The sequence below is a fragment of the Palleronia salina genome, from assembly GCF_900141995.1.
GTDB classification, from domain to species: domain Bacteria; phylum Pseudomonadota; class Alphaproteobacteria; order Rhodobacterales; family Rhodobacteraceae; genus Palleronia; species Palleronia salina.
Window position 1 is genome coordinate 518,310 of the sequence record NZ_FQZA01000001.1, and the last position, 12,555, is coordinate 530,864.

A 12,555-nucleotide genomic window follows, 5' to 3' on the forward strand; every position below is an offset into this window, starting at 1 on the left:
TGACCCGGATTTCGACGACCGGACGGGCTGCGGGCGGTCGCTCAGGGTCGCCGCGGGCCCGGTCCCGGCGACCATGTGCCGGGTGCCCTACGGCCTGGTAAAAGCGGCCACGCCGGGCCTCCGGGTGGCGACGACCGGCAAGGGGACGTGGTTCGGACAGGTGCCCGCCACCTCGCGGCTGCTGCCACCCAAGACGCGGCGATCGGACATCTGACATCGCGCCGCGGCGGCCTATCTGTCCCGATCTGAGACATCGACAGGAGCGACCGAATGAGCCTTCAGGACCAGAAAGCCCCCGATTTCACCCTGCCCCGCGACGGCGGCGAGACCGTCACGCTGTCGGCCATCGATGGGCCGGTGGTGCTTTACTTCTACCCGCGCGACGACACGCCGGGCTGCACGAAAGAGGCCGTGGGCTTCACCGAGGCCGTGGAGGATTTCGCTAGCGCGGGCGTGACCGTGCTGGGCGTGAGCCGCGACACCGTGGCCAAGCACGAAAAGTTCCGCGACAAGCACGGGCTGAAGATCGCGCTACTGGCCGACGAAGACGGATCGGTCTGCGAGGATTACGGCGTCTGGGTCGAGAAGAAGATGTACGGCAAGACGTCGATGGGGATCGAGCGGGCGACCTTCCTGATCGGCGCAGACGGCACGGTGAAGCGTGAATGGCGCAAGGTGAAGGTGCCGGGCCACGTCGACGAAGTGCTGGAGGCGGCGCGCGCGCTCTAGTCGCGGTTGACGGGGCGGCGGCGTCGGGTCACCCAAGGGCCATGACATCCCTGACCCAGATGGCCTGCGAGGTTCTGACCTGCGCCGATGGCCGCGAGAAGACCGCCCTGTCCCACGCCCATGCCGCCCGCTGGCGCGAGATGCGCGCCGAAGGCGCAGGCCGCGAGGCGGTGGGACGTGGCGCGCCGCCCGACCGTCCCGCCCGTCCCGCGCGGCCCGAACTGGTGGACCCGCGCGACGTGCCCCGCCGCAAGCCCGGATCGCCCGATGGCCGCATCGCGATGCTGCACGCCGTCGCGCATATCGAGCTGAACGCCGTCGATCTGCACTGGGACATGGTCGCGCGGTTCGGGCACCTGGATTTCCCGCCCGGCTTCCACGACGACTGGGTGCAGGCGGCGGACGAGGAATCGAAACACTTCAACCTGATCTGCGACTGCCTGGAGGCAATGGGCAGCCATTACGGCGCCCTGCCCGCCCATGCCGGCATGTGGCGCGCCGCCGAGGACACGATGGACGACATTATGGGTCGGCTGGCGGTGGTGCCCATGGTGCTGGAGGCGCGGGGGCTCGACGTGACGCCGGGCATGATCGAGATCTTCCGCCGCGCGGGCGCCAAGGACGCCGTCGCCGCGCTCGAGGTCATCTACGGCGAGGAGGTGACCCACGTGGCCTACGGATCGAAGTGGTTCCACTTCCTCTGCGGGCGCGGGAACCTGGACCCCACGCCGACCTTTCACGACCTCGTCCGGCGCTATTTCCTCGGCGCGTTGAAGCCGCCCTTCAACGTCGAGAAGCGCGCCGATGCCGGGTTGCCACCGGATTTCTACTGGCCGCTCGCCGAGGGCGCCGACCGCTAACCCCGTGGAAGTCGGCAGATTCTCGCCGATTTCCGGCAGCTTCCGGAACCACCACACAAATGCAGGGCAAAATTGTTGCGGTGTGGTTTTTGGGTTGCTAGGCACCTTGGAAACAATATGACGCCCACGGCAGATCGGGCGCAAATGGCAGACACAGCGGAAGGGACAGCGTTTTGACAGCAATGCGGTTGAGTTTATTCAGTGCGGCGCTGGCTCGTGCTTTCCCCGAGAAACGGCTGTTCTTGCGGTCCGACACCGAAACCCGATACGTCCGTCTGACCCCCGGCACGCAGCTGTGCGCCGTGACCGGGGTCGCCGCCGTGGTGGGTTGGAGCATCATCGCCTCGGCCGTCCTGCTGATGGACAGCATCGGCGCCGACCAGTCCCGCGACCAGGCCGCCCGCGAACAGGCGCTTTACGAACAGCGGCTGAACGCCCTGTCGGCCGAACGCGACGCCGCGCTGCAGGACGCCAGCGCCGCGCAGGATCGGTTCAGCGCGGCGCTTCGCCAGGTCAGCAGCATGCAATCCGACCTTCTGCGGGCCGAGGCCGACCTGACCGAGCTTCAGCGCGGCATGTCGGTGACCCACGACAAGCTGCGCGAAGTCGTGCTGGCGCGCGACGCGGCGCAGGCCAAGGCACAGGACCTGGCCGCCCTGGTCGAAGGCGACGGCGAAGGCGCCGCCGACATCGCGCGCCTGGACGAGATGGAAGACACCGTAGACCTGCTGGCCTCGGCCCTGACCGCCGCTGCCGGTCAACGTGACGCCATGGCTCTCGAAGCGCAGGAGGCCGAGACCTTCGCCGAGGAGATGATCTACGAGGCGAAGCTCAAGGAAGACCGCAACGACCAGATCTTCAGCCAGCTGGAAGACGCCCTGACGATCTCGGTCGCGCCGCTGGACAAGATGTTCCGTTCGGCCGGGCTGAACACCGACACGCTGCTGAACCAGGTCAAGCGGGGCTATTCTGGCCAGGGCGGTCCGCTGACGCCGATCTCGTTCTCGACCAAGGGCGGCGATATCGACGCCGACGGCCAGCGCGCCAACTCGATCCTCGAGAAGCTCGACCGCATGAACCTCTACCGGCTGGCGGCGCAGAAGGCCCCCTTCGCCCTGCCGGTCCACGGCTCGTTCCGCTTCACCAGCGGATTCGGCCCGCGCTGGGGCCGGATGCACAACGGCACCGATTTCGCCGGCGCCCACGGCACCCCCATCCACGCCACCGCCGACGGCGTCGTCACCCATGCCGGCCGGCTGTCCGGCTACGGAATCCTGGTGAAGATCAAGCACGAGTTCGGCATCGAGACGCGCTATGCCCACCTGTCTCGCGCACGGGTGAAAGTCGGCCAAAGGGTATCGCGCGGTGAGCGTATCGGTGATATGGGAAATACCGGACGTTCGACCGGGACGCATTTGCACTATGAGGTGCGCGTCGGCGGCAAGCCCGTCAATCCGATGACCTATATCAAGGCAGCGCAAGATGTTTTCTAAGAGCAAGATCAACGAGCCCGGCCCCAAACAGGGCGGCGAGGCTGTGACCCGACCCACAAGCGAGAGTCCCATGAACGCACCCAAGACCAATACCGACGCCCCCGGCCCCGGATCGAAATCGAAGCCGCCGGCGTCGATCCTGTCGTCCGACCTGACCATCAAGGGCAACCTGAAGACGACCGGTGACATCCAGATCGAAGGCACCATCGAAGGCGATATCCGCGCCCACCTGCTGACCGTCGGCGAAGGCGCCACCGTCAAGGGCGAAGTCATGGCCGACGACGTGGTCGTGAACGGTCGCGTGGTCGGTCGCGTGCGCGGCCTGAAGGTGCGCCTGACCTCGACCGCGCGGGTCGAGGGCGACATCATCCACAAGACCATCGCGATCGAATCCGGCGCCCATTTCGAAGGCTCGGTGGCCCGTCGCGACGATCCGCTGAACACCACCGGTGGCGGCCAGCGCCCCGCGCAGCAGTCGGCGCCGGCGCAGTCGTCGCAATCCTCGGCCCCCGCAAGCTCTGCGTCCGGCTCGGGATCCGGCGGCAGCGACAGCAAGGGCTGATCGTCGGGCGCGTCGCGCCATATATCTTTCATGAAAGGGCATCGCGGCAGCAGGTCGCGGTGCCCTTTCTCTTTTGCACCCCCATCAAGGGTCGCCACGCTTTCGGCGCATCCGCGCGGCGTCCCGGTGACCGTGCGAGTGCGTGCTGTGGGACATCCCCGGGCTTGCCCTGACCCGCCGCCACCGCATGTGGTAACGCGGGCCGGGACGCAAGCGGCGCCCGGCCAACGCACGGGGGCACCATGGACATCACCGCATGACGGCGCCGATCCTGCTCAGCACGGTTGGCTCCCTGGGCGACCTCTTCCCGGCGCTGGCGCTGGCCCGGGCGCTGCGGGCGCGCGGCCAGCCCGTGCGCCTTCTTCTCGGCCCCGACGACCGGGACACGGCGGCGGGCCTGGGGATCGAGGCGACCACTTTCGGACCGGACAGCGCGACGGTGGCCGCGCGGCTGGGGATGGACCGCGACGCCATCGCCCGGCAGGTGTTCCGCGACCCGTCGCCGATCCTGCGGCGCGCGACCTACCCGATGCTGGCCGACCTCGCGCGCGAGATGCAGCCTCACGTGCGCGGCTGCCGGGCCGTGGGCTGGACCGCGCTGGCCATGGCGGCCCCGCTGGCGGCCGAACTCGAGGGCGTGCCGCACGTGCCGATCCTGTTGCAGCCGATGCTCATGCGCTCGGCCCTCGCTCCGCCCCGCCTGCGGGGATTCGTGCCGCCCATGATCCCGCGCCCCGGGGGTCGATTGGCGGTGGGCTGGAACAGGATATGGCTGGGCATCGTCGACCTGGAAATGCGGCGCCGCCACGGACGGGCGCAGGCACGGGTGCGCAAGGAACTGGGCCTTCCCCCGACCAACGCCGTCCCGTTCTTCGGCCACGCGCTCGAGCCGGCGCTGCGGCTGGGACTGTGGGATCCCGTGCTGGGTACGCCGCCAAAGGACGCGGCGGCGGTGGAGGTCACCGGGTTCTCGGCGCTGCCGGATGACGGCGCGCTGCCCGTCGGCTTGCGGGAATTTCTCGATGCCGGGCCACCGCCTTTCGTGGTCACGCTGGGGTCGGTGTCCCACCGGCTGGCGGGGCGCGACTTCTGGGACCGGGCCGTGCGATTGGGCCGCGCGGCCGGGATGCGGATAGTCCTGTTGTCGGGGCCGGTCGATGCCCCGCAGGGGGACGATATCCTCGCCCTGTCCTTCGCGCCCCACGCGCCGCTTTTTGCGCGGGCGGGCGTGGTGCTGCACCATGGCGGCATGGGCACGCTGGGCCGGGCGCTGCACGCGGGCGTGCCGCAGCTGATCCTGCCGCTGGGCGCGGACCAGCCGGACAATGCAGCGCGGGCCGAACGTCTGGGCGTGGCACGCCGCTTGCGCGGGCAGGTGGACGGCCCGAAGGCGGTGGAAGATCTTAAGGCCATGTGCCAACGGGCGGACGTCGCGCAAGCCGTTGCCGCGCGGCTGATCCCGGACGGCGCGGCCCGGGCGGCGGACCTGATGATGTCACGGTTTTGAAGCCCGAAAGACCGCCATCTCGCCCAACAATCGGCGCATTGCCCGGGGATTGTCGCCGCGACACGCCATCCGAGAGCCGCAACTCCATGTCCCTGACCGACACCTTGTCCCACCGCCCCGGCCTGACCCGGGTGGCGCCCGTGGTCTTCACCGCCACGATCTTCCTGTCGGCGGGGCTGCTGTTCTTCGTGCAGCCGCTTTTCGCCAAGATCGTTCTGCCCGAGATCGGCGGCGCGGCGGCGGTCTGGACCACGGCGATGCTGTTCTTCCAGACGGTGCTGCTGGCGGGGTATCTCTATGCCCACCTGATCACGCGCTACCTGCCGGTGGGTGCGCAGGTGGCGGTGCACCTGGGGGTCTGGGGGCTGGGCCTGTTCTTCCTGCCGCTGGCGATTCCCGAGGGCTGGACCTGGACGCCCGGGCAACCCGCCGCGTGGCAGACGCTGACCCTGTTCGCGCTGGGTGTGGGCGTGCCCTTCGCGGCCCTGTCGGCCAACGCGCCGCTGATCCAGGCGTGGTACGCCCGGTCGGGCGGCGCGGCCGCAGATGATCCCTATTTCCTCTACGGCGCGTCGAACCTCGGGTCGCTGATCGCGCTGCTGGGCTTTCCGCTGGTCGCCGAGCCGGTCTGGGGCACCAGCGGCATCGGCGCCGGGTTCGCGGCGGGCTATGCCGTTCTGGGCGCCGGGTTGCTGGCCGCCGGGCTGATGGCGCGGGGCGAGGCCCGGCGCGTCGCCCGCGCATCGTCCACCCCCTTGCCGTGGCGGCGGATCGGGCTGTGGCTGGTTCTCGCCTTCGTGCCCTCGTCGCTGATGCTGGCCGTCACCACCAAGATCAGCACCGATATCGGGGCGATCCCGCTGGTCTGGGCGGTGCCGCTGTCGCTTTACCTGCTGTCCTTCGTGCTGACCTTCCGCGCCAGGCCCGTCCTGCCCCTGCCCGCCTTGCGCCTGGCCACCATCGGGGCGTTGGCCCTTCTGGGGGCCGTGTTCCTGGGCGTGACCGGCGGCCACCAGAAGCTGGGCATGATCATCGCCATGGCGGCGGCCTTCTTCGCGGTGGCGCTTTTCGCCCATCGCAGGCTTTACGAAGCGCGGCCCGAGGGGGCGCATCTGACGGGTTTCTACCTTGCCATGTCGGTGGGCGGCGCACTGGGCGGGCTGTTCAACTCGGTCCTCGCGCCCGCGCTGTTCGACACGCTGGCCGAGGGGCCGGTCACGCTGGCCGTGGCCGCCGCGTTGCTGCTCAGCCCCCGGGCCTTCGCAATCCGCCGCCGCCGTGCCGTGCTGGCTTGGATCCTCGGCTCGTTGGCCGGGTTCGCGCTGTTGCTCCTGTCGCGCGTCGCCCCGCAGCCCGAGCTGGTCGCGAAGTGCCTGCTGCTGGTCACGGCCCTGGTGCTGCTGCTGTCCCTGCGCGCGCGGATCGGCGCCGCGCTTTTGGCGCTGGCCGCCTTCACCTGGCCCGCGATGCAAAGCCTGCCGGACAAAGCCGTCTTCCGCGACCGCAGCTTTTTCGGCGTGCACAAGGTCGACGAGGACGGGTTCGCCCGCAGCTATACCAATGGCACGACGCTGCACGGGGCGCAGATCCTGGACGAGCCGGGCAAGCCCACACCGCTGAGCTACTACCACGAAGGCCTGCCGCTGGCCGAGCTGGTGACCTCGTCTGTGGGCCGCGCCGCGCGGGACGTGGGGATCGTGGGGCTGGGCGTGGGCGCCATGGCCTGCCACGCCGCCCCCGGCCAGAACTGGCAGTATTACGAGATCGACCCGGTCGTGGCCCGCATCGCCACCGACCCGGACCTGTTCACCTACCTGTCGGACTGCACCCCCGACGCGCCCGTTCACCTGGGCGACGCGCGGATGGTGCTGGAGCGGCAGGACCAGACCTACGACGTGTTGGTGATCGACGCCTATTCATCGGACGCCGTGCCGGTACATTTGACCACGACCGAGGCCATGCAGCTTTACCTCGACCGGCTGAACCCCGGCGGGCTGCTGATCTACCACGTCTCGAACCGCTATTACGACCTGACGGTGCCGCTGGGCCGTTCGGCCAGCGCGCTGGGGCTGTCGGGTGCGCATCGCTACGACCGGCCCGAAGAGGACGAGCTGAACGCCCATGCCAGCTCGGTCGTGGCACTGGCCCGCGATCCAAGGACGCTGGCGTCGGCGACGGCGGCCTCCGACTGGCAGGCGCTGGTGGACGACGGCGGCCGCGAGTGGACCGACGATCACGCCAACCTTCTGGGGCTGCTGCTGCGCTGAGGCGTCAGTCCTCGGCGCTGGCCTCGGCGCGGGACTTGCCGGACACGTCCTGCGCCAGCGTCGCGGCCATGAACCGGTCGAGATCGCCGTTCAGCACACCCTGCGTGTCAGAGGTTTCCACGCTGGTCCGCAGGTCCTTCACCATCTGGTAGGGCTGAAGGACGTAGGAGCGGATCTGGTTGCCCCACCCCGCGTCGCCCTTGGCCTCGTGCGCGGCGTTGATATCGGCGGTCCGCCGGTCGAGCTCCATCTGGTAGAGCCGCGATTTCAGGGCCTTCATGGCGATATCGCGGTTCTGGTGCTGCGACTTCTCGGAGCTGGTCACGACGATGCCCGTGGGCTCGTGGGTGATCCGGACGGCCGAGTCGGTGGTGTTCACGTGCTGGCCGCCGGCGCCGGACGAGCGGTAGGTATCGACACGGATATCGGCCGGGTTCACCTCGATCTCGATATTGTCGTCGACCACCGGGTAGACCCAGACCGAGCTGAACGAGGTGTGGCGGCGCGCGGCGCTGTCGTAGGGCGAAATCCGCACCAGACGGTGCACGCCGGATTCTGATTTGAGCCAGCCATAGGCGTTGTGGCCGCTGATCTTGTAGGAGGCCGACTTGATCCCTGCCTCGTCGCCGGCGGATTCGGATTGAAGCTCGACCTTGTAGCCCTTCTTCTCGGCCCAGCGGACATACATCCGCGCCAGCATGGACGCCCAGTCGCAGGACTCGGTCCCGCCCGCGCCCGCATTGATTTCCAGGAAGGTATCGTTGGCGTCTGCCTCGCCGTTCAGCAAAGCCTCGATCTCGGCGGCGGCAGCGCGGTCCTTCAGGCGGGCCAGGGCTTTCTCGGCGTCGGCCACGACCTCGGCGTCGTCTTCCATCTCGCCCAGTTCGATCAGCTCGATATTGTCCGAAAGCTCCTGCGCCATGGCCTTGTAGCGGTCCATGGCATCGACCAGTGCCTGCCGCTCGCGCATGAGCTTCTGGGCGTTGTCGGGATCGTCCCACAGGGTCGGATCCTCCACGCGCGCGTTGAATTCCTCGAGCCTGTAGGACGCCGTCTCCCAATCCATGCGCTGGCGCAGCAGGTCCAGCGATTTCTCGATGGCGTCGACGGTGTTCTGGGTTTCTGCGCGCATTGGGTGCCTTTCCTGTCAGCGCACCAGATAGCAACGCCGCCGCCCGCCCGCAACGGCCCGCGTCGGGACGTCCCGGCTAGTAGAGCCCGCCGGAACTGAGCGTGCCGAACGTGGCCTTCTTCTGCGGAATTGTCGCTGTCGAGCCGTCGGCATTGCGTACGCGCTGCGTGCCGCCGCCGGCCGCCTCCTCGAACAGCGGAAGGTTCGCGCCCATGGCGAAGCCGCCGTCGAAGGCCACGCCGAAGACGGGCTCTTCGCCCAGGCGGAAATACTCGGCCACGACGTTGTCGCCGCTGGCCCCGTCCGAAAGGCGCGCGCCCGTGAACCGGTCGATCTTGATGAAATGGCCGCCCGGCGGCACGTCGAACGGACCACCACCGTATTTTGCCGTGGCTTCCTGCATGAAGCGGTCGAAGACCGGCGCGCACATGCCACCACCCGAGGCGCCGCTGCCAAGGCTGCGCGGCTGGTCGAAGCCGATATAGCAGCCGGCGGCGATGTTGCTCGTGAAGCCCACGAACCACACGTCCTTGGCGTCGTTGGTGGTGCCGGTCTTGCCCGCGACGGGCACGTTCAGGTTGACGCGGCCGCGCGCCGTGCCGCGCTCGACCACGCCCTTCATCATGGATGTCAGCTGATAGGCGGTGATCGCGTCCATGACGCGTTCGCGGTCGGACGCGATGCGTGGCCCGTATCCGGGCTCGAGCTGCGCGGTGTCGCAATCCAGGCACTCGCGCTGGTCGTGACGGTAGACGGTGCGCCCGTAGCGGTCCTGCACCCGGTCGACCAGCGTAGGCTCCACCCGCTCGCCGCCATTGGCGAACATGGAGTAGGCCGCCACCATCTTGTAGAGCGTCGTTTCCTCGGACCCGAGCGATGCCGACAGGTAGCCGCCCATCCGGTCGTAGACCCCGAAGCGTTCGGCATAGCTCGCCACCACGTCCATCCCGACTTCCTGCGCAAGGCGCACGGTCATCAGGTTGCGCGACTGCTCGATCCCGGTGCGCAGCGGCGTGGGGCCGTAGAACCGGTTGGAATAGTTCTTAGGCCGCCACAGGCCCTGCGGCGTGTTGATCTCGATCGGGGCGTCCACGACGATCGTCGCGGGCGAGAAGCCCGAATCCAGCGCCGCGGCGAAGACGAAGGGCTTGAAGCTCGATCCCGGCTGCCGGGTGGCCTGCGTGGCACGGTTGAAGACCGAGTCCTGGTAGGAGAAGCCGCCCTGCATCGCCAGCACGCGGCCCGTATCCACGTCCATCGCCATGAAGGCGCCTTGCACCTCGGGGACCTGGCGCAGGCTCCAGCGGATCAGGCTGCCGTCGCTATCGTTGGTCATGCGGCGCACATGGACGACGTCGCCGCGTTCGAAGTTGTCGAAGAAGTCGCCGCGCAGCCAGGCGATATCGTCGCGCGGGACGGATTGCTCGCCCTCGCCCTCGACGCCGACGGTCAGCGACTGGTCGGCGATGTCCAGGACGACGGCCGGGTACCACTGGTTGTCCAGGTCGATGTCGCGCGGCACGTCGGTGCCGGCCAGCGCCTCTTCCCAGTTGTCCAGTTCGGCCGGATCGATCGTCTCGCCCGTGCCGCGCCAGCGGCCGGTGGAGCGGTCGTAATCCTCCAGCGCGCGCTGCAGGCTGTGGGCGGCCACGGTCTGAAGCTCGCGGTCGATGGTGGCGCGAACCGACAGGCCGCCCGACAGGAACTCGCCCTCGCCGTAGTCGCGGCTCAGCTGGCGGCGGATCTCGTCGGTGAAGTAGTCGCGCGGCGGGATCTCGGAGCGGAAACTGTCGAAATCGCCGCTCTGCACGGTTTGCAACGGCGCGACCCGGGCGGCGCGGTAATCGTCCTCGTCCAGGAAACCGTTCTCGAACATCTCGCGCAAAACGAAGTTGCGGCGCGAGATCGCGCGCTCTTTCTCGCGGACGGGGTGATAGGTCGACGGCGCCTTGGGCAGCGCCGCGAGATAGGCGGCCTCTTCCGGCTGAAGTGCGGCCAGGGGCTTGTTGAAATAGCTCTGCGCCGCCGCCGTCACGCCGTAGGAGTTCTGGCCGAGAAAGATCTCGTTCAGGTAGAGCTCCAGGATCTTCTCCTTGCTCAGCGACTCCTCGATCCGGCTGGCCAGGATCAGTTCCTTCACCTTGCGCTCGGCGCTGCGTTCGCCGCCCAGAAGGAAGTTCTTCATCACCTGCTGGGTGATGGTCGACGCGCCGCGCACGCCCTGGCCACGCGCCGCATCGATCGCCGCGGCGACCATTCCGCGGGGGTCATAGCCCGCATGGGTATAGAAGTTCTTGTCCTCGGCCGAGATGAAGGCGTGCTTCACCAGGTCGGGTATATCGCTGGCCGGCGTGAACAGGCGTCGCTCCTCGGCGAATTCGTCGATGATCCGCCCCTCGCCGGAATAGATCCGGCTGATCGTCGGCGGCTGGTACTGGCTCAGCTGATCGGTGTCGGGCAGGTCCGCGCCGTACATCCAGAACACCGCCCCGATGGTCAGCGCGACGGCGAGCACACCCATGGTCACCAGGGTGAAAAAACCGCCGAAAATGGACAGGATGAAACGGATCATGGGCTGGGGGCCTTCGTACGCGTCGGGTGCCCCGTCTTATCTTGGCCGGGGATAAAGATCAAAAGAACTGACGCGACGTCCGGTTCACGAAACGCGGCGCCCGGCGGGTCATTGCCGCAGGCCGCGCGCCTCGACCGCGTCCTCGGCCGCCCAGGCATCGACGGCATGCACGATGCCCGCGACGGCCTGCGCCCGCCACTCGGGATCGGTCAGGTTCGCCCGGTCCCGCGCGCTGCTGAGAAACCCTAGCTCGACCAGCACCGACGGGATGTCAGGCGCCTTGAGCACCGAGAACCCCGCCTGCAAACGCGGCCGCTTGTGCAGGTCGCCCGTGTAGCTCGCCAGCCCGTCCACCAGCCGCGCGGCCAGCCGGTCGCTGCGCGGCGCGGTGTCCCGCCGGGCCAGGTCCATGAGCACCAATGCGACCTCGTCGTCGTGGCTGTGCAGGTCCAGCCCGGCCAGAAGATCGCTGCGGTCGTGCCGTTCGGCCAGCTTCTGCGACGCCACATCGGAGGCCCGGTCGCTGAGCGTGTAGACGCTGGCCCCCGAGGCGCGGCCTTCGGTCAGGGCGTCGGCGTGCAGGGACATGAACAGGTCCGCGCGGGCCGCGCGGGCGATGCTGACCCGGCGCTCCAAAGAGACGAAGCTGTCATCCTCGCGCGTGAGGGTCACCTCGTGACCGGCGGCGCGCAGCGCGTCGCCAAGCTCGTGGGCGATGCCCAGGATCACGTCGGCCTCGGTCAACCCTTCGGACATGGCGCCGGGGTCGATCCCGCCATGCCCGGGGTCCAGCACCACGCGCAACGGGCGGTCCCCCGTCTGCCGGGTGAGCGGCGCGTCCATCGCGGCCGGCTCGGGCAAGGCGAACAGCCCGGACTCGGGCGCACCGGCGGCGGCGGCGAACGCCTTGTCCGTGCTGGGCGCCAGCGACAGTTTCAACACCGCGCGCCCCGTGCTTTCGGTGATGACCAGCCCCGCCGTCTCGATCGCCATGGGCTCGGCCAAGGTGACGACAAGACGGGACCAGCCGTCACGCATCCGCCCGTGGCCCAGATCCTCGATCCCGTCCGAGGCGACGATCCCGGCCAGGTCGCTGCCGGTGAAATCGACCTCGCCGAAATCGACCACGAGCCGCCTGGGATCGGACAGGGTGAAGACGCGCCACGGCACCGGCTGGCTGAGCGCGAGTTCGATCTGGAGATCGGATCCGAAATCGGCGATGCGGCTGGTCTCGGTGTCGATGCGCGCAAGGGCGGTCAGCTGCGCGGGTTCGGAGGATGCAGCCGGTACCGCTGCCCCGATCGCGAAGGTGAAGGCGCCAAGCGCCACGACTGTTCGAAAGGCCCGTGCAATGACCATCTGGTGCCTCGCTTCGCCTGCTCCGGGGGCTTTGCGCCCCTCTGTGGGGTCAGCCTAGCGCGAAGACCGGGGTC

Annotated in this window: 10 protein-coding genes; 7 read left to right on the forward strand and 3 right to left on the reverse strand. The window is 68.7% G+C overall.

Annotated features, from left to right (window positions below):
* Nucleotides 1–73: 73 nt before the first annotated feature.
* From BUB76_RS17850 to BUB76_RS02555, 7 genes are all read left to right on the forward strand, one after another.
* Complete coding sequence (locus BUB76_RS17850; RefSeq protein ID WP_175550252.1) at nucleotides 74–214, forward strand: hypothetical protein; 141 nt, start codon at nucleotides 74–76, stop codon at nucleotides 212–214.
* A 56-nt stretch (nucleotides 215–270) separates the two neighbouring features.
* The gene (locus tag BUB76_RS02530; RefSeq protein ID WP_073126310.1) at nucleotides 271–729 is read left to right on the forward strand and encodes a peroxiredoxin; all 459 of its coding nucleotides are present in this window, start codon (nucleotides 271–273) and stop codon (nucleotides 727–729) included.
* 41 nt (nucleotides 730–770) lie between these two features.
* Entirely contained in the window at nucleotides 771–1,589 is an 819-nt protein-coding gene (locus BUB76_RS02535; RefSeq protein WP_073126312.1) for a ferritin-like domain-containing protein, read from the forward strand.
* A gap of 182 nt (nucleotides 1,590–1,771) precedes the next feature.
* Entirely contained in the window at nucleotides 1,772–3,082 is a 1,311-nt protein-coding gene (locus BUB76_RS02540; RefSeq protein WP_175550253.1) for a M23 family metallopeptidase, read from the forward strand.
* Nucleotides 3,072–3,644 (forward strand): bactofilin family protein, encoded by a 573-nt coding sequence (locus BUB76_RS02545; protein WP_073126317.1) that lies wholly within the window; start codon nucleotides 3,072–3,074, stop codon nucleotides 3,642–3,644. Before BUB76_RS02540 ends, BUB76_RS02545 begins: the two co-directional genes overlap by 11 nt.
* A 256-nt stretch (nucleotides 3,645–3,900) precedes the next feature.
* Nucleotides 3,901–5,151, forward strand: coding sequence for a glycosyltransferase (locus BUB76_RS02550; protein ID WP_073126319.1), 1,251 nt, complete (start codon nucleotides 3,901–3,903; stop codon nucleotides 5,149–5,151).
* Nucleotides 5,152–5,237: 86 nt separating this feature from the next.
* Nucleotides 5,238–7,418: a spermidine synthase gene (locus BUB76_RS02555; RefSeq protein ID WP_073126321.1), complete on the forward strand. Its 2,181-nt coding sequence runs from the start codon at nucleotides 5,238–5,240 to the stop codon at nucleotides 7,416–7,418.
* A gap of 4 nt (nucleotides 7,419–7,422) precedes the next feature.
* Here BUB76_RS02555 and prfB read toward each other — a convergent pair whose 3' ends face one another.
* From prfB to BUB76_RS02570, 3 genes are all read right to left on the reverse strand, one after another.
* Complete coding sequence (gene prfB, locus BUB76_RS02560) at nucleotides 7,423–8,550, reverse strand: peptide chain release factor 2 (RefSeq protein ID WP_073126323.1); 1,128 nt, start codon at nucleotides 8,548–8,550, stop codon at nucleotides 7,423–7,425.
* 76 nt (nucleotides 8,551–8,626) lie between these two features.
* On the reverse strand, nucleotides 8,627–11,122 hold the full coding sequence (locus tag BUB76_RS02565) for a penicillin-binding protein 1A (RefSeq protein WP_073126326.1): 2,496 nt from the start codon (nucleotides 11,120–11,122) through the stop codon (nucleotides 8,627–8,629).
* A 108-nt stretch (nucleotides 11,123–11,230) separates the two neighbouring features.
* A complete protein-coding gene (locus tag BUB76_RS02570; RefSeq protein ID WP_084140500.1) occupies nucleotides 11,231–12,481 on the reverse strand; it encodes an N-acetylmuramoyl-L-alanine amidase in 1,251 nt (416 codons plus the stop codon).
* Between the last annotated feature and the right edge of the window lie 74 nt (nucleotides 12,482–12,555).